The organism is Rhizobium sp. 18055, assembly GCF_902706285.1.
In the GTDB taxonomy this organism is placed as follows: domain Bacteria; phylum Pseudomonadota; class Alphaproteobacteria; order Rhizobiales; family Rhizobiaceae; genus Rhizobium.
Genome location: NZ_CACSKD010000021.1, coordinates 1 through 15,958, shown reverse-complemented (window position 1 = coordinate 15,958; position 15,958 = coordinate 1). Strand labels below are relative to the sequence as shown.

Sequence of the window (15,958 nt, the reverse complement as noted above, 5' to 3'; positions counted from 1 at the left end):
GGCTCCCAGGACTGCTCATTCTCCATCCTCATCCCGTGCCTGACACGGGATCCAGCCAACCCAAGTCCTTGGGTTGGAAGACCTTCTTGCGTCGCAGACGCGACGCAGCTGGATCCCGGATCAAGTCCGGGATGAGGGGTGATGCGGGCCTATATGCGCATCAACAGTTTGCTATTCTGTTCTCCGCCCCACCCATCGATGCACGGCCTCAGATCGGCGGAATCTGGCCGAGCGGGATGAAGCCGCTGACGGTGGCGTTGCCGCGCTGGACGACGAGATCGACGGAGACCGTGTTGCTGCCGCCGGCAAGCGCCTTCAGCAGCTTTGACGCGGTATCGACGGTCTTGGCGATGCCCGGGAAGGTCTGCTTGATGCTGTCGCGCCAGGCGCTGAGATCTTCGATCTGCAGCTTGAACTGACCGGTGAGATAGCCTTCCGTGTCGAAGGAGAACGGACCGCTCAGCGTCATCACCTTGCCGTCGCCGATATCGGCAACCGCCTTGCGCAGTTCGCCGCTGGCACCGTAAAGGCCGGTCCTGTCGCTGCCGTCGATCATGCCGGCCTTGCCTGCGAGCGTGATATCGGCGCTGCTCGACAGTTTCGGGAAGACCTGGGGCCAGTCCTTGATCACCGTCTGGGCGTCGGTCAGCGAGATGGCGCCGTCGAGATCGGCGCCGTTCTGGCGCAGGTGGATCTCGGTGTGGGCGGCGTCGAAATTGATCGTCTGGCCGGTAGCTGATGACACGGCGGTGGCCTTCAGCCCGTCGATGATGGTCGAGGAGTGATCGATGCCCTTGAGCTTGGTGACCAGGCTCGACTGCATGTTTGCCCATTCGGCATTGATGGCGAGGCCGTGCGCGGTGCGAATTTCGGCCGGCGAATCGAGTTCCCAGACGATGTGGCCGGGGGCGTAGACCTGGGCTGCGGAGCGAAGCGCACCGAAGCTTGCCGAGACGCCGTTGACGTTGTCATCGACATCGACCTTCGAGCAATAGAGGCCGATGCGGAACGGGAAGCCGCGGAAATCGATATCGGTGCATTCGCCCGTGACGCCTGCGGTGTTGCCGGGCGCGATCGCCTTCAGCACGGTGTTCTTCAGTTCCGAGGCGGCATAGAACCAGGCGCCGGTATAAAGCGCGATCACCAGAACAATGCCCCCGCCCAGCAACCAGAATTTCTTGCCGCTACGGGATTGGCTTGACGCTGCCATGATGTTCTCCAATGGTGGTTCGCAAATAGGAATCTCGGTCTGGCTTGCGATATGGACGAATTTTGGGTGTTTGGCTACGGATCGCTGATGTGGAATCCGGGCTTTGCGTTTGTCGAGCGGTCTGAGGCGCTCATCTATGGCTATCGGCGTTCGCTGTGCGTGCGCTCCTGGGTGCATCGGGGGACGCAGCAAAATCCGGGGCTGGTGCTGGGGCTCGACCGCGGCGGCTCGTGCCGCGGCATGGCATTTCGGATCGCGGGAGACGACTGGGAAGAGGTGATTGCCTATCTCAGAGCCCGTGAACTGGTGACCAACGTTTATCTCGAGCGCCAGGTTCCGTTGCAGCTTCAGGGCGGGCAGACCGTGCAGGGCGTCGCCTATGTCGTCGATCGCGCGCACACGCAATATGCAGGGTCGCTGGATACGGTTGCAGCGGCGCGCATCGTGCATGCGGCCGAGGGGCAATCCGGGCCGAACGATGCCTATGTGTTCAACACGCTGGCGCATCTGAAGCAGATGGGTATTCGCGACCACTGGCTGGAAGACGTGGTGGACGAGGTCGAGCGGCTGCGGGCGGCCTGATCAGGCCGCCTTGATCACGTGGTCGCAGCTTTCTCTTTGCGCAGTTGTTCGAGGCGGGCCACGGCTGTCGGCGGCAGCGGCAAGGACGGGTTGCGCTCGGCGGCGTCGATCAGGATCTCGTCGCTGGCGCGTTCCGTCACCTCGATCAGGTGGGCGAAGAAGGCGTCCGGGTCCATGCCCGGCATGATCGGCGGCAGGATGCGGACCTTGTAGTGGCCGGGATAACGCATGGTGCTGCGGCGCGGCCAGAACAGGCCGGGCTGCATGGCAACGGGGACGACCGGCAGCTGCAGGTCGCGGTACATCCGGGCGATGCCGTATTTGTAAAGCGGCTCGGCACCGGGCGGGCGGCGGGTGCCTTCGGGATAGATGATCAGCTGGCGGCCGGTGGCGAGTTCTTCCTTGGTGCGGCGCAGCGCCTCGACCATGACCTTGCCGCGGGCACCGCGGTTGATCGGGATCATCCGCTGCTTCTTGGCGTACCAGCCGAACAGCGGTATCCACATCAGCTCGCGCTTGAGGATATAGACGGGGTCCTTCAGCCAGGGAAGCAGCGCATAGGTGTCCCAGAAGGACTGGTGCTTCGGTGCCAGGATGTAGCCGCCCTCCGGCAGGTTTTCGAGGCCCTCGATCTCGAAGGTGGTGCCGACGATCTTTTCCATCAGCCAATGGTTTGACAGCGCCCAGTTCTTCGGAATTCGATAGGCACTCCGGCGCGGCGCCAGGAAATAATAGGGCGAAAACACGATCATCCTGAGGATGAGATTGGCGTAGAAGATCGTGTTGAAGAGGACGGAACGCAGGGCGATCATGAACTTTCCCGAGGCCAGTATCCGCCTGACGGGCGGTCCAGCCCTCCTACACGATATTGAAGGGGAGAAAAAGCGCTGATCGGTCGGCGGTCATTCGTCGCCTTCGGCCGAGCGCAGGCCGGGATGGCGGCCAAGGCCGGTGATGTTGCGGGCACCGGCGAGCAGCACCTTGGCATATTCGGCCAGCATGACGCGCATGGCATTCGGATCGGTGAACCAGTTGGCGTTCTTCAGGTCGGTGTTGACCACCGGATAGGGGATGAACTGGGTGTCGGGATCGACATAGGCGAGTTCGGCCAGACTGCGCGGCATGTGGTAGTTGTTGGTGACGATCAGCACGCTTTTGTAGCCCTTGGCGTGAATCCAGTTGGTCGCTTCCTCGGCATTGCCGATGGTGTCGAGCGCATCATAACCGATATCGACGCAGCAACTGAAGAGTTCCGGGGCTGCCTGGGTCATCTTGCGGATCTGGGCGCGCGTTGTGGTGGGATGGACGCCGGAGATCAGCAGCCGCTTGCCGGCCCCCTTCTGCAGCAGTTCCACCGCCTGGTCGATGCGCTGGTAGCCACCGGTCAGCACGACGATCGCATCGGCATGCGGTTCTGCCGGCGGCTTCAATGTGGTGACGGAATCGGCAAAGCGCAGGAAGCCGCCGAAGATCAGGGCTGCGGCCAGCACGACGGCAAACCCGCCCCAACGCAGCATGCGGCGAACGGGCCCACGGCGCACAGGGTCGCTGTCGGAGCGATTGAGCTCCGGCTTCGAACGAATCGTGTTGCGCAACATGTGGCTCATGCTCATGAATCGAAAAATATACGCAGATTGAGGCGGCGAACAGACGCTTTCATGGCAAAATACGCTTCGGGTTCTTAATTGGGCAGGCCGTCGGCGCGGGTGGGATCCGAGCGCAGCGTGTCGATCTCGTAGATGGTGCGCATGACGGTCACGCGGGCGGTGACGGTGGTCAGCAGGGCAATGACGATCATCGTCGCGAAGATGCCGGCATAGCCGAGCGCGCCGACCGAGAAGGTGCCGAACAGCGCCGTCGCCTGGTCGGTCTGCGGGGTGGCGAGCGTATGGCTCTGCAGGAAGCCGGCGCTCATGAAGAACAGCGCTGCAAGCGCGCTGCCGACCGCCGAACCCTTGAGGCTGATCTTCAGGAAGTGCTTCTGGAACTCATTGGCGACAAACGAGCTTTCGGCGCCGACGAAGTGCAGCACCTCGACGATGTGCCGATTGCCCGACAGCGCACCGCGGGTGGCGAAGACCACCGTCAGCACCATGGCGGAGAACACCAGCAACAGCACGCCGGTGCCGATCATCACTGTCGTGTGGGCCATCGAGACGAGGCGATCGACCCAGGTGCGGTGATCGTCGAGCGAGGATTGCGGGATGCTGTCCTTCAACAGCGCGCGCATGGCGTCGAAATCGGGCGGGTTGTTCTCGTCGATGGTGACGATGACGAGGCGGGGAACGGGGAGTTCCTTGAGATCGAGGCCGGTGCCGAGCCAGGGTTCGAGCAGGCGCGCGGTGGCCGCCTCATCGACCACCTGGCCGTCCTTGGTGCCGACGAAGGTCAGCGCGATGCGGCGGGCTTCCGTCAGCGCCTTGTCCATGTCGAGGCCGTCATCCGGCCTGATCTGGATGGTGACCTCGCGGGAGATCTGGCTTTCCCAGCTTCCAGCCGTCGAGCGCACCATGCTGACGCCGCCGAGCGTCAGGCAGGCGAGGAAGGCCATGATTGCGATCACCACCATCAGCGCATTGCCCTGGATATTGGCGGAGGGGAGGATCGGCGCGGTCGGGCGCACCTTCATCTCCGGCCGTTTCTGACCCTTGGCTGCGGCCTTCGCGGAAGGGCGGGATGCGGGGTCAGTCATGGATGTCGAGGTGCCCTTCCGAAAGAATCATCCGGCGGGCTTCCACCTGGTCCATCAGCGTCAGATCGTGGGTGGCGATGACGACGGCGGTGCCGAGGCGGTTGAGTTCAAGGAACAGATTGAGCAGGCGGCGGGCCATCGGCGGATCGACGTTGGCGGTCGGCTCGTCGGCGAGCAGGATCTCGGGGCGGTCGATCAGGGCGCGGGCGATGGCGGCACGCTGCTTCTCGCCGCCCGATAGCACCGGCGGCAGCACGTTGATGCGCTCGCCGAGGCCGACCCATTTCAAAAGCTCCAGCACGTCGGTCTTGTAGGAGCTCTCGTCCTTGCCGCGCACGCGCAGCGGAAGCGCCACGTTCTCATAGGTGGTGAGATGATCGAGGAGGCGGAATTCCTGGAAGATGATGCCGACGCGGCGGCGCAGCAGCGGCAGTTCGGTGCGCGGAATATCGGAAATGTTGCGGTCGAACATGCGGATCAGGCCGCGGGTCGGCTGCAGCGACAGGAAGAGCAGTCTGAGCAGGGTGGTCTTGCCGGCGCCGGAGGGGCCGGTCAGGAACTGGAAGGATTTCCTCGGGATGTCGAAGGTCAGGTCCCGGAGAATTTCCGGTCCCATCCCATAGCGCAAACCGACATTCTCGAAGTGGATCAACGGGCCGCTCAGTTTCTTGTTGTTTGACCGGATGACTTGTTAACCAGATCCGTTAACAAGCGGTAAATTTCGCTGGAAACACGCCCCTTTGATGGCGGCCTTTGCGAAGCATTAACCAATAAAATTTACGAGTAGAGAGGTTACGTTTCAATGCCGCATTTCCAATGCGGCCCGAAACCAGTGGATACCGGAAAGGCGGTCGTTATGACATCCTCCTCGTTCAGACACCAGGCGCCCGGGCGGGCCTATGATTTCCTGCCGCCGGAACCGGCCAAGCGCGATCAGCGCCAGAGCCGTGCGGCCGATATTGCCGACGCCGAATTCGTCGTCATCGGCAAGCAGCGCGCGCCCGAGTTTAACAACCAAGGTTTCAACGACAACAGCCGGCGGGCTTCTGCTGCAGCGGCTGCCCGTCCATCGCCATTGCGGCTGCTGGCATCCTCGCTTGCCGAGGCTGGCGAAGCCTGGTTGCAGCAGGCGTCCGCCAAGCGCTTTACGGTCCTGGTGGTGGCACTTTGCGTGCTGGTCTTCGGTCTGTCCGGTGGCTTTTCGGGACTGCCCACATCCAATGCGGCCGTCGATCTCCAGCCGCTGCACTTCACCCATGTGACGACGACGCCGCGCGATGCCAACGGCATGCGGGTGCTTCTGATCAACGGCATCATCGACAATGCCAGCGGCACGACGCAGGTGGTGCGGCCGATCCGAGCCAATCTTTATGCCGATGACGATCTGGTCGCCAGCGTGGTGATCAACCCGCCGGTCGATGTCATCTATGGCGGCGAAAGCCGCGGGTTCTCCACCAGAGTGCGCTATCCCAGTGGAAAAATGCCGGAGGTCCGGCTCTCCTTCGCGCCGTAAGGGGTGTTTCAGCGCGCTGTTTGTGGTAACGGCTTGTGCTTCTTTTCAGGGAGCAGACCTTCATGCCTGTGGTGCGCGGTAAAAATATCGAGCCTCTTTTCACTGCGGCGCAGATTGCCGAGCGCAATCATGTGATCGCCAAAGAAATCGCGCAGGGTCCGACCAAGGACCTGCTTGTTATCGCCATCCTCAAGGGCTCGTTCATCTTCGCCGCCGACCTGATCCGCGCGCTGCACGAGACGGGCCTGGCACCCGAGGTCGAGTTCATCACGCTGTCGAGCTACGGCACCGGCACGGTCTCGCAGGGCGTGCGCATCGTCAAGGATATCGATAGCGAGGTGAAGGACCGCGACGTTCTGCTGATCGACGATATTCTGGAATCCGGCCGGACGCTGAAGTTTGCGAAGGAACTTTTGTTCGAGCGCGGCGCCCGCAACGTCACCATCGCCGTGCTGCTCGACAAGAGCGTCAAGCGCAAGGAAAAGCTGGAGGCCGATTATGTCGGCTTCGAATGCCCCGACTATTTCGTCGTCGGCTACGGCATGGATGTGGCCTATGCCTTCCGCGAACTTCCGTTTGTCGGCGTCGTCACCGGCGACGCCTGAGTGTGCCCTTTCAAGACGGGTTGTTAACCATCCCGTCCATCGCTTCGTCGATGCCCTGCCGCCGTTTACCTCTCGCAAAGGAGAGTCGTGTGATTTGCCTAGCAGGGCAAGAAACGGAGCAATGCACATCATGGCAAGAATTCTGATTACGGAAGACGAGGATTCCCTGCGTTCTTTCGTCGCCCGCGCTTTGCGCCTCGACGGTCATGAGACCGAAGAAGCGGCTGACGGTGCGGAGGGGCTGGAAAAGCTCAATGACGGCGCTTACGACCTGCTGCTGTCCGATATCCGCATGCCCGTGATGGACGGCATCGAGCTGGCGCATCAGGCAAAGTCTGCCTTCCCGGCGCTGAAGATCCTGTTGATGACCGGCTATGCCGAACAGCGCGAGCGCGCCGACGACCTCGCAGAGAAGATCATCGACGTCGTATCGAAGCCGTTTGCGTTGCCCGAGATCCGCAAGGCCGTGGCCCGCGCCCTGGCCGCCTGAGGGGATTAGCCCCTACTCCAGCCGACGGTGACGATGTCGCCCTCGGCCACCACCGAGACGATCCGGGTCGGCACGCTCCCAGTCGCGCCTACGCGGGAATGAACTTTCCCTCGAAGCGGACGCGGAAATTGCGGCGCTGTGGGTCCTCCCGGAAGCAGACGAAGATCAGTTCGATATCGTCGGTATCGTCGCGCTTGCCGAGCAGGCTGAGGGTGACCACGACGACGCCGTCATAGGCACGCGTCACCTTGAAGGCGGCGTTGCGGATGTCGTTGGCGGCGGGGTCCCTGCGGTCGTCGCGGCGCTCGTAGACCACCCAGAAGCGACAGATATCCCAGGTGGCGCGGAAGATTTCGGTGACCTCGGCCTGGAACTGCTCGGCGTGCATGTTCGGCCCCCAGGAGAGCGTCTGCTCGCCTTCGTCGGCGACGACGTTGAGGTAGCCGTCATATTCGGTGCCGTGGTTGGACAGGGCATTGCCGATCAACTCGAATGCCGTGTTTTCATCGATTACCGTCTTGAAGAGAATTGCCATCGAATCGCTATCGTTCGTCGCCTGCCGCCGCGACACTACGAAGCTTCTGCGGGTCAAGAATAGCCCCATACGGGTGAAAAGCCGTGGTCCGGGACGTGTTTAAAATCAATGCTATATCCTGCGTGCTTTATTGAATGTCGAGCAGACGTTCAAGATAGCGCCGTTCCATCTCCTGGGAAGGGTTGTTGCCGAGCTTCTCGCGGATCGCGTCGAGAATCTCGCGGGCGCGCTGCACGTCGATCTCGTCGGGCACCTTCACCTGGTCGCCGAAATCGGGACCGTCGGCGCGGCGCGGACGACCGAGCGGGTCGCGGCCGTTCTGGTTGCCCTGGCCGACCTGCCCCTGCGGGCCCTGGCCCTGACCTTGGCCCTGCTGACCCTGCTGCGCCTGCATCATCTGGCTCATCATGTCGCGGGCGCCCTGGCGCAATGCCTCCAGTGCGCGGCCCTGTCCCTGGATCGCCGGTTCGCCGCGGCCCTCGCCGAGTTCGCGTCCCGCACCTTCCATCTCGCGCTGTGCCTGACCAAAACCCTGGCCCGGCTTCATGCCCATTTCGCCGAGGCTCTTCTGCATCTCGCCGAGTTGCTTGCCGAGCGCATCCTGCTGCGCGCGCAGCTGCTTCAGCGCCTCGCGCAGCTGTTCGGCCGTCATCTGGTCGGAGGGGTTCTGACCCTGCTGGCCTTGTTGTCCCTGTTCGCCCTGCTGGTTTTGCTGGCCCTGCTGCTGGTCCTGCGGCATGCCGTCATTGTCCATCGGCATGTCGTTCATCAGCGGATCGTTCATGCCCATATCGGGGTCCATGCCGGGATCGCCGCGCTGCATGCGGTCCTTCATCTGCTGGTCGAGCTTGAAGGTTTCCTCCATCAGCTTCTGCTGGTCGCGCAGGATCTGGCCGAGCTTGTCCATCTGCTGGCGCATCTGGCTGTTGTCCTGGCCCTGCTGCTGCTGGCCACGCTGCGGCTTGCCGGCCTGCATGTTGTTCATCATCCGCTGCAGTTCCGACAGCATCTGCTGGGCGGCGTCGCGGTTGCCGGAGCGGGCGAGATTTTCGATCTGGTCCATCATCCGCTCCAGATCCTGCTGGCGGATGACGTTCTGGGCGTTCTGGTTGGGCTGCATCGGCGCATTCTGCATGCGCTGCGCCAGCTCCTTCATGTAGTCCTGCATCGCCTTGCGCAGTTCATCCATGGCCTTCTTGACCTCGGCATCCGGCGCATTGCGCTGCAGGGCGTCGGCAAGGTTCTGCTGGGCGTTGCGCAGGTTGCGCTCGGCCTGCGAGAGGTCGCCGTCCTCCATACCGATGGCGATGTCCCAGAGATAGTCGGCGGTGTCCTTCAGCGCCTCGTCGCCCCTGGCGAGCTTCATGCGCTGGCGGGCCGATTCGATCAGCAGGTAATTGGTGAGGCTGGGGATCGTCTCCTCAGGGCGCAGTGTCAGCGCCTCGTTGAGGGCGATGGCGTCGGGCATCTTGCGGGTGTCGAGTGCGAAGGTCTGGCGCTCCTCGGCAACGGCTGCGGCCAGCGGCTCGCTGAACGGGCGGGCGGGAAGCGTCATTTCGTGCGGCGGGCTGCGGCCGGTCTGGCCGGCTGCGTCCCTGGCAACCAGGGTGATCAGCACGCGCTTGCCGGCGAGCGGGTGCTCGGTGAGGTTCTTGCTTGTCAGGCCCTTGGCGTCGCGAGCGTTGCGGCGCGGGATGTCGAGCTTGTAATCGGGCAGCGGATAGAGCGGGGTCGCGGTGCTGTCGGTCTCGACGGGGACGATCTCGGCCGAGGCTTCCTGAACGCCGTAATCGTCCTTGATGGTGAAGCCGATCTCCAGCGCGCCGTTGACCGTCTGCTTCGGCATGCCGTTGAAGGCGATCTCCGGGGCCCTGTCGGGGATGACGTCGAAGGTCCACCTGCGGCCGTTGACCTCCAGCGTGCCGTTTTCCTCGAGCTTCATCATGTGGGTGGTGGCGGCAGCGGGGGCTGCTGTCGGCTGCTGAGCGGCGGGTGTCGGCGCAACAGGCTGGCCATTCGGCGCGGCTGCAGTGTTTTCGGCGGCGGCAATCTCGATCTTCTGGCCGTCTTCCCTTGAGAAGACAACCTTCTCGTCCGCCTTGCCGCCGCTGACGCGCACGGTCAGGTTCGACAGCTGCGGGATCTTGATGGCGGCCTGCTCGGTACCGGTGGCGGTGAGATAGACAGGGGCGCGGCCGGTATAGGCGGGCGGCGTGACCCAGGCGTCGATGCGCACGGCCGGATCGGTTGCCTGTGCCTGCGGGCGGGCCTGCAGGGCATCACCGATCGAGCCGCCATTGGTCGATAGCGAATAGCCGAAGGCGATGACGATCAGCAGTGCGGGAACGGCGCGCAGCGCCCAGCGGTCATGGGTGGCGATATCCGGCTGCGGGAAGCCGGCATCCAGCGTGGCGATCTTCTCGGCCATGCGGGTCTGGTGTTCGCGCCAGAGCGCCCGGGCAAATGGGGTGTCGAAGGCCGGCTCGTCTTCCTGCACCGCGACCGGCTGGTGCGGCAGGTCGTTGCGCTCTTCCAGCAGGCGGTCAGCGGCAGCCGTGTCCGGCCAGCGAAGCTTGCGGAAGGGATAGAGGGTGGCGAGCAGGCCGAGGCCGAAGCCGAGCAACAGGACTATACGCAGCCAATCCGGAACAATACGGAAGATGCCGAACCAGGAGGCGGCGAGATACAGTGCTGCCAGCGAGAGGATGGGCAGCAGCAACGGCAGAAGCTGCTCGAAAAACAGCACGCATTGCGCGGTCAGGCGCTTTGCCGCAACCAGCCGTGCGAGGGACGGCCGCAAGGCAAATGCACCCTTCTTGTTGCTGCTGGCGCTGTTCTTCAATCCGGTCTCCGCGATCTGGCGTTTCGGGCTGGCGTCACGGGCAAAGGGCGCTTCCGGCGACTGCCTGGCAATTCGCACTGCGGAAAAGATAACATTCTTTGTGGCGAAGGCGAGGGCAAGCGCCTGCTAATGCCGGTTTTTCCCGCCCGTTCGCCAAAAAGTGATTGTTATCCTCAGTCGAGCCAGGCCGGGACGCTGTCGAGCGCGATCAGTTCCTCATAGGTCCGGCGCGGACGAATGACATGGAAATCGCTGCCTTTGACCAGCACTTCGGGGACCAGCAGACGGCTGTTATAGGTGCCGGCCTGCACGGCGCCATAGGCGCCGGCGGAGCTGACGGCAATGAGATCGCCGGATTTCGGCATCGCCATTTCGCGGTCGAGCGCCAGGTAATCGCCTGTTTCGCAGACGGGACCAACGACATCGGCTTTGATGCGCGGGGCGTTGGCAGCGGAGATCACCACCGGGCGGATCTCGTGATAGGCCTCGTACAGCGTCGGGCGGATCAGGTCGTTCATGGCGGCGTCGACGATGACGAAGGTCTTCTCGCCGCCGTCCTTCACGTAGAGCACCTCGGTGACCAGGATGCCGGCATTGCCGACGATCAGGCGGCCGGGCTCCATGACGATCTTGCAGTTGAGCTCGCGCAGCTGGTTCTTGACGATCGCCGCATAGGCGTCGGGCAGCGGCGGCGGGTTGTTGTCGTCCTTGTAGGGAATGCCGAGACCACCGCCGATATCGACGTGGTGGATGTCATGGCCATCGGCGCGCAGCGTGGTGACCAGCTCGCGCAGCAGCTTGAAGGCGTCGTCGAAGGGCTGCAGTTCGGTGATCTGGCTGCCGATATGCATGTCGATGCCGTTGGCCTCGATGCCATCAAGGGTGGCGGCGCGGGCATAGACGGCGCGGGCGCGTTCCCAGGAGATGCCGAACTTGTTTTCCTTCTTGCCGGTCGAGATCTTCGCATGCGTCCTGGCATCGACATCAGGATTGATGCGGAAGGAGACGGGCGCCTTCTTGCCGGCCTTGATGGCGCGCTGGTTGAGGATCTCGAGTTCCGGCTCGGATTCGACGTTGAAGCAGTAGATGCCGGCTTCCAGCGCATAGTCCATCTCGCGCGGGGTCTTGCCGACGCCGGAGAACATGATGCGGTTTGCCGGGATGCCGGCGGCAAGTGCGCGGCGCAGTTCGCCCTCGGAGACCACGTCGATGCCGGCGCCGAGATTGCCCAGCGTCTTCAGCACGGCCTGGTTCGAGTTGGCCTTCATGGCGTAGCAGACCATCGAATCGACATCGCTGAAAGCCTGCGAGAACACCTTGTAATGGCGCTCCAGCGTTGCGGTCGAATAGACGTAGAAGGGCGTGCCGACGGCCTTGGCGATCTCGGGAACGGGAACGTTCTCGGCGTAAAGGATGCCGTCGCGATACTCGAAATGGTTCACTGGAGTTGCCTGTTACAGAAGGGGATCGAGGAAGAAGGGCCTGTCCTTGACGCCGGGCTGTTGCGTCGGCTTGGACGAGTCGCCCCCCTTGGTTGCCTGCACGCTCGGCGGATCGAGATCGCCCTTGCGCCCGCATCCGGCAACGGCAAGGCCGATCACGGCGAAAACAACCGTCAGGCGGATGATCTGCGGGAAGCTGGTCTGCATGGGATTCCTCTTGGAGCGGCGGCGTTGGACATCTTCATAGCGAAGTTTATCCGGCTTGTGCACCCTGATTGTTGGGGTCTTCGGCTTTGCCCGATGGGAACCGGCGAAGTGCTCAGCACATCGCCCGAAACACTCAGTTGCGGGCGCGCCAGTAGGCGATCTGCTTGCGCACTTCCGACGGGGCGGTGCCGCCGAAGCTCTTGCGGCTGGCAACCGAGGCTTCGACCGTCAGGACGTCGTAGACCTTGTCTGTTATGGCCGCGTTGATCGCCTGCAGATCGGCAAGCGGAAGCTCGGCCAGATCGCAGCCCTTGCTTTCGGCGAGCGCCACGGCGCGGCCGGTCACATGGTGGGCATCGCGGAACGGCAGGCCGGCTTCGCGCACCAGCCAGTCGGCGAGGTCGGTGGCGGTCGAATAGCCGGTGCCGGCGGCAGCCTTCATGCGGGCTGTGTTGATCGTCAGGTCGCGGACCATGCCGGTCATCGCGGCGATTGCCAGCTCGATGCTCTCGGCAGCGTCGAAGACCTGTTCCTTGTCTTCCTGCATGTCCTTGGAATAGGCGAGCGGCAGGCCCTTCATGATCGTCAGCAGCGCGATCAGCGAGCCGTTGATGCGGCCGGTCTTGGCGCGCACCAGTTCGGCGGCATCCGGGTTCTTCTTCTGCGGCATGATCGAGGAGCCGGTGGAGAAGGCATCCGACAGGCGCACGAAGCCGAACTGCGGCGTCGACCAGATGACGATCTCTTCGGCCAGACGCGACAGGTGCATGGCGCAGATGGCGGCCAGCGCCAGGAACTCGATGGCGAAATCGCGATCCGAAACGGTGTCGATCGAGTTGCGGGTCGGTTCGCGGAAGCCGAGCGCCTTGGCGGTCATGTGGCGGTCGATCGGATAGCCGGTGCCGGCAAGGGCCGCAGCGCCGATCGGGCTCTCGTCGAGATGCTCGATGGCGTGGCGCACGCGCGAGCGGTCGCGGCCGAACATTTCGACATAGGCCATGCAATGATGACCGAAGGTGACCGGCTGGGCCGTCTGCAGATGGGTAAAGCCGGGCATCACGGTGTCGGCATGTTCTTCGGCGCGGTCGAGGAAGGCGGCGATCAGGTTGGTCAGCAGCTGCTCGGTCTTCTGCAACTCTTCCTTCACCCAGAGGCGGAAATCGAGCGCCACCTGGTCGTTGCGCGAGCGGGCGGTGTGCAGGCGGCCGGCGGCCGGGCCGATCAGCGTCGCGAGGCGGGCCTCGACATTCATGTGGATGTCTTCGAGCTTGCGGGAGAACTCGAAATTGCCGTTCTGGATCTCTGACAGGATCGTGTTTAGCCCTTCGACGATCTTGTCTTTATCGTCGGCCTGGATGATGCCCTGGTGGGCGAGCATGGTGGCGTGGGCGATCGATCCGCGGATATCCTGCGCAAACAGCTTCTTGTCGAAACCGATCGAGGCATTTATCTCCTCCATGATCGCATCTGGGCCGGAAGCGAAACGTCCGCCCCACATCTGGTTGGAGGATTTGGTGTCCGTGCTGTCGGCCATGAAAGATGCCTGCCTTGAAGAACGCGTGTCCGGGAGAATGAAATGACAACAAGAACGCCCTTGCGCCTGCCATCCCTCAAGCTGATCGGGATCGCGGTCGTCGCAGGCATCATTGCCGGTGCGGCAGCGGTTTACATTAAGGAGACCGGGTCTGGCAATGGCGGTGGCGAAACGGCGGCGAGCGAATGCAAGGCGACGAAGGAGATCGCCACGCGGATCAAGCCGCTGCTGAAGGGCGAGGTGGCGGCCATGGTCACCGCCGACGAGCCGCGCCGGATGACATCGATCGCGTTTAACGGCGCCGACGGCAAGCCGATGACGCTCGACCATTTCGCCGGCAAGACGGTGCTGTTCAATCTGTGGGCGACATGGTGCGTGCCATGCCGCGAGGAGATGCCGGCGCTGAACGCGCTGGAGAAGGCGCTCGGCAGCGACAAGTTTCAGGTGGTACCCGTCAATATCGACACGGGCGATGACGAGAAGCCGAAGATCTTTCTCAGCGACACCGGCGTCGACGCGCTGCAGCTCTATCGCGACAACACCATCGAGGTGTTCAACGGGCTGAAGAAGCAGGGGCTGGCGTTCGGATTGCCGGTGACGCTGCTGATCGACGGCAAGGGCTGCCTGATCTCGGCGATGAACGGCCCGGCGGCCTGGGACAGCGAGGATGCCAAGGCGTTGATCCGGGGGGCGATGGGCTCTTAGTGTTGGGGTTCGAGTGTGTCGGGTTCGGCCATCGCTTTTAGCTCCGGCCGCGCGCTCCTTGCGTCGCTTGCCCCCTCATCGCCTCGCTGCGCTCCGGCACTTCTCCCCGTTGGGTAGAAGGGGCTGGGTGCGGGCGTTCTTCCCCGAACTTGCATGTTGCTGGCGACTAAGGCCGAGGACAATTGGGCAATTGGCTTGGCGAGCGGGTGCTCTTCTCCCCAATGGGGAGAAGGTGCCGGCAGGGCAGGTGCAACTCGTTGCACCGGGGATGAGGGGGCTGTTGGCTCTGTAGATTGCAACCAGACCGCCCCCCCGACAAAGCCTACCGCGTCGGAACCGGAACTTCACCGCGATAATCATAGAAGCCGCGGCCGGATTTGCGGCCCAGCCAGCCGGCTTCGACGTATTTCACCAGCAGCGGGCAGGGGCGGTATTTGCTGTCGGCGAGGCCGTCGTGCAGGACCTGCATGATTGACAGGCAGGTGTCGAGGCCGATGAAATCGGCGAGCTGCAGCGGGCCCATCGGGTGATTGGCGCCGAGTTTCATGGCGGTGTCGATGGCATCGACCGTGCCGACGCCTTCGTAGAGCGTGTAGATCGCCTCGTTGATCATCGGCAGCAGGATGCGGTTGACGATGAAGGCCGGGAAATCCTCGGCGACGGTGACGGTCTTTTCCAGCGAGGCGACGAATTCGCGGGCCTTCTTGAATGTGGTTTCCTCGGTGGCGATGCCGCGCACCAGCTCGACCAGCTTCATCACCGGCACCGGGTTCATGAAGTGGATGCCCATGAAGCGCTCCGGCCGGTCGGTGGCCGACGCAAGTCGGGTAATCGAAAGCGATGAGGTGTTGGTGGCAATGATGGCTTCCGGCTTCAGGACCGGGCAGACGAGGGTGTAGATCTTGCGCTTGACGCTTTCGTCTTCGGTGGCGGCCTCGATCACCAGATCGGAGGAGGCGAGATCGTTGACGTCGGAGGAGCCGGTAATCAGGGCGAGGGAGGCGGCGCGTTCCTCGTCGGTCATCTTGCCGCTGGTGACATGGCGGGCAAGGTTGCCGTTGATGGTGGCGAGACCATGCTCGATGCGGTCCTGGGAGAGGTCGTAGATATGGACCCTGTAGCCTGCGCCTGCAGAAACCTGCGCGATGCCGCAACCCATCTGGCCTGCGCCGACAATACCGATCGTTTTAAACACCGCAGTCATCTCCAAACCCCTGCTTGGCACTCGCCCCCGCGCCTGCCGTACCTATCCAACAAAACTGCCGGGCGAATGATCGCCCGGCAGCAGTAGTAGACCCTAAAAAGATAATTTTCCAGTCGCTCGCACATGCGAAAGATTTGACGCAAGCGCGAAAAGCCCGGTCTCGCCTGCGAAACCGGGCGTCATTGTAATCACAGCGCCTTCTGCAGTTCCGGCAGGGCTTCGAACAGGTCGGCGACGAGGCCGTAGTCGGCCACCTGGAAGATCGGTGCCTCCTCGTCCTTGTTGATGGCGACGATGACCTTCGAGTCCTTCATGCCGGCCAGATGCTGGATGGCGCCGGAGATGCCGACGGCGATATAGAGATCGGGTGCGACCACCTTGCCGGTCTGGCCGACCT

At 63.1% G+C, this 15,958-nt stretch carries 17 protein-coding genes; 5 read left to right on the top strand and 12 right to left on the bottom strand.

Features of this window, described 5'->3' with window-relative positions:
* Positions 1–208: 208 nt before the first annotated feature.
* On the bottom strand, positions 209–1,210 hold the full coding sequence (locus tag GVL52_RS25305; protein WP_160012195.1) for a DUF2125 domain-containing protein: 1,002 nt from the start codon (positions 1,208–1,210) through the stop codon (positions 209–211).
* A gap of 51 nt (positions 1,211–1,261) precedes the next feature.
* On the opposite strand from GVL52_RS25305, the gene GVL52_RS25300 reads away from it, so the two are divergent.
* Positions 1,262–1,792 (top strand): gamma-glutamylcyclotransferase, encoded by a 531-nt coding sequence (locus GVL52_RS25300; RefSeq protein WP_160012194.1) that lies wholly within the window; start codon positions 1,262–1,264, stop codon positions 1,790–1,792.
* Between the two features lie 14 nt (positions 1,793–1,806).
* Here GVL52_RS25300 and GVL52_RS25295 read toward each other — a convergent pair whose 3' ends face one another.
* The 4 genes from GVL52_RS25295 to ftsE all read right to left on the bottom strand — a co-directional run bounded on the left by GVL52_RS25295 (position 1,807) and on the right by ftsE (position 5,136).
* Complete coding sequence (locus GVL52_RS25295) at positions 1,807–2,604, bottom strand: 1-acyl-sn-glycerol-3-phosphate acyltransferase (protein ID WP_160012193.1); 798 nt, start codon at positions 2,602–2,604, stop codon at positions 1,807–1,809.
* A gap of 90 nt (positions 2,605–2,694) precedes the next feature.
* A complete protein-coding gene (locus GVL52_RS25290; RefSeq protein WP_160012192.1) occupies positions 2,695–3,399 on the bottom strand; it encodes a YdcF family protein in 705 nt (234 codons plus the stop codon).
* 74 nt (positions 3,400–3,473) lie between these two features.
* A complete protein-coding gene (locus GVL52_RS25285) occupies positions 3,474–4,484 on the bottom strand; it encodes an ABC transporter permease (protein WP_160012191.1) in 1,011 nt (336 codons plus the stop codon).
* Positions 4,477–5,136: a cell division ATP-binding protein FtsE gene (ftsE, locus tag GVL52_RS25280; RefSeq protein WP_160012190.1), complete on the bottom strand. Its 660-nt coding sequence runs from the start codon at positions 5,134–5,136 to the stop codon at positions 4,477–4,479. Before ftsE ends, GVL52_RS25285 begins: the two co-directional genes overlap by 8 nt.
* Before the next feature lie 204 nt (positions 5,137–5,340).
* Between ftsE and GVL52_RS25275 the strand changes: the two genes are divergently transcribed.
* From GVL52_RS25275 to GVL52_RS25265, 3 genes are all read left to right on the top strand, one after another.
* Positions 5,341–5,997 carry a hypothetical protein gene (locus tag GVL52_RS25275; RefSeq protein ID WP_244619278.1) on the top strand — a complete coding sequence of 219 codons (657 nt, stop codon included), beginning with the start codon at positions 5,341–5,343 and terminating at the stop codon, positions 5,995–5,997.
* A 62-nt stretch (positions 5,998–6,059) separates the two neighbouring features.
* On the top strand, positions 6,060–6,602 hold the full coding sequence (gene hpt / locus GVL52_RS25270) for a hypoxanthine phosphoribosyltransferase (protein WP_160012252.1): 543 nt from the start codon (positions 6,060–6,062) through the stop codon (positions 6,600–6,602).
* Positions 6,603–6,732: 130 nt separating this feature from the next.
* Positions 6,733–7,092, top strand: a complete 360-nt coding sequence (locus tag GVL52_RS25265) for a response regulator (protein WP_160012188.1) — start codon at positions 6,733–6,735, stop codon at positions 7,090–7,092.
* 88 nt (positions 7,093–7,180) lie between these two features.
* Here the strand turns inward: GVL52_RS25265 and GVL52_RS25260 are convergent, their stop codons facing one another.
* From GVL52_RS25260 to argH, 5 genes are all read right to left on the bottom strand, one after another.
* Positions 7,181–7,627, bottom strand: coding sequence for a hypothetical protein (locus tag GVL52_RS25260; RefSeq protein WP_160012187.1), 447 nt, complete (start codon positions 7,625–7,627; stop codon positions 7,181–7,183).
* A 127-nt stretch (positions 7,628–7,754) separates the two neighbouring features.
* The gene (locus tag GVL52_RS25255; RefSeq protein ID WP_160012186.1) at positions 7,755–10,469 is read right to left on the bottom strand and encodes a TIGR02302 family protein; all 2,715 of its coding nucleotides are present in this window, start codon (positions 10,467–10,469) and stop codon (positions 7,755–7,757) included.
* A 173-nt stretch (positions 10,470–10,642) separates the two neighbouring features.
* Positions 10,643–11,911, bottom strand: a complete 1,269-nt coding sequence (gene lysA, locus GVL52_RS25250; protein WP_160012185.1) for a diaminopimelate decarboxylase — start codon at positions 11,909–11,911, stop codon at positions 10,643–10,645.
* A gap of 12 nt (positions 11,912–11,923) precedes the next feature.
* A complete protein-coding gene (locus GVL52_RS25245) occupies positions 11,924–12,118 on the bottom strand; it encodes a lipoprotein (RefSeq protein WP_160012184.1) in 195 nt (64 codons plus the stop codon).
* Positions 12,119–12,251: 133 nt separating this feature from the next.
* Complete coding sequence (gene argH / locus GVL52_RS25240) at positions 12,252–13,652, bottom strand: argininosuccinate lyase (RefSeq protein ID WP_160012183.1); 1,401 nt, start codon at positions 13,650–13,652, stop codon at positions 12,252–12,254.
* A gap of 42 nt (positions 13,653–13,694) precedes the next feature.
* Here argH and GVL52_RS25235 point away from each other — a divergent pair, with 42 nt between their 5' ends.
* Positions 13,695–14,357, top strand: a complete 663-nt coding sequence (locus GVL52_RS25235; protein ID WP_160012182.1) for a TlpA disulfide reductase family protein — start codon at positions 13,695–13,697, stop codon at positions 14,355–14,357.
* Between the two features lie 322 nt (positions 14,358–14,679).
* Here GVL52_RS25235 and GVL52_RS25230 read toward each other — a convergent pair whose 3' ends face one another.
* Both GVL52_RS25230 and GVL52_RS25225 read right to left on the bottom strand, forming a co-directional pair.
* Positions 14,680–15,561, bottom strand: coding sequence for a 3-hydroxybutyryl-CoA dehydrogenase (locus tag GVL52_RS25230; RefSeq protein ID WP_160012181.1), 882 nt, complete (start codon positions 15,559–15,561; stop codon positions 14,680–14,682).
* A gap of 188 nt (positions 15,562–15,749) precedes the next feature.
* The coding region (locus GVL52_RS25225) for an electron transfer flavoprotein subunit alpha/FixB family protein (protein ID WP_200847900.1) at positions 15,750–15,958 on the bottom strand (209 nt) is incomplete at its 5' end.

What these genes read in the sequence shown, in the direction of transcription:
- GVL52_RS25305 (WP_160012195.1), bottom strand. Translation starts at nt 1,210, where the DNA reads ATGGCAGCGTCAAGCCAATCCCGTAGCGGCAAGAAATTCTGGTTGCTG.
- GVL52_RS25300 (WP_160012194.1), top strand. Translation starts at nt 1,262, where the DNA reads ATGGACGAATTTTGGGTGTTTGGCTACGGATCGCTGATGTGGAATCCG.
- GVL52_RS25295 (WP_160012193.1), bottom strand. Translation starts at nt 2,604, where the DNA reads ATGATCGCCCTGCGTTCCGTCCTCTTCAACACGATCTTCTACGCCAAT.
- GVL52_RS25290 (WP_160012192.1), bottom strand. Translation starts at nt 3,399, where the DNA reads ATGAGCCACATGTTGCGCAACACGATTCGTTCGAAGCCGGAGCTCAAT.
- GVL52_RS25285 (WP_160012191.1), bottom strand. Translation starts at nt 4,484, where the DNA reads ATGACTGACCCCGCATCCCGCCCTTCCGCGAAGGCCGCAGCCAAGGGT.
- GVL52_RS25275 (WP_244619278.1), top strand. Translation starts at nt 5,341, where the DNA reads ATGACATCCTCCTCGTTCAGACACCAGGCGCCCGGGCGGGCCTATGAT.
- hpt (WP_160012252.1), top strand. Translation starts at nt 6,060, where the DNA reads ATGCCTGTGGTGCGCGGTAAAAATATCGAGCCTCTTTTCACTGCGGCG.
- GVL52_RS25265 (WP_160012188.1), top strand. Translation starts at nt 6,733, where the DNA reads ATGGCAAGAATTCTGATTACGGAAGACGAGGATTCCCTGCGTTCTTTC.
- GVL52_RS25260 (WP_160012187.1), bottom strand. Translation starts at nt 7,627, where the DNA reads ATGGCAATTCTCTTCAAGACGGTAATCGATGAAAACACGGCATTCGAG.
- GVL52_RS25245 (WP_160012184.1), bottom strand. Translation starts at nt 12,118, where the DNA reads ATGCAGACCAGCTTCCCGCAGATCATCCGCCTGACGGTTGTTTTCGCC.
- argH (WP_160012183.1), bottom strand. Translation starts at nt 13,652, where the DNA reads ATGGCCGACAGCACGGACACCAAATCCTCCAACCAGATGTGGGGCGGA.
- GVL52_RS25235 (WP_160012182.1), top strand. Translation starts at nt 13,695, where the DNA reads ATGACAACAAGAACGCCCTTGCGCCTGCCATCCCTCAAGCTGATCGGG.
- GVL52_RS25230 (WP_160012181.1), bottom strand. Translation starts at nt 15,561, where the DNA reads ATGACTGCGGTGTTTAAAACGATCGGTATTGTCGGCGCAGGCCAGATG.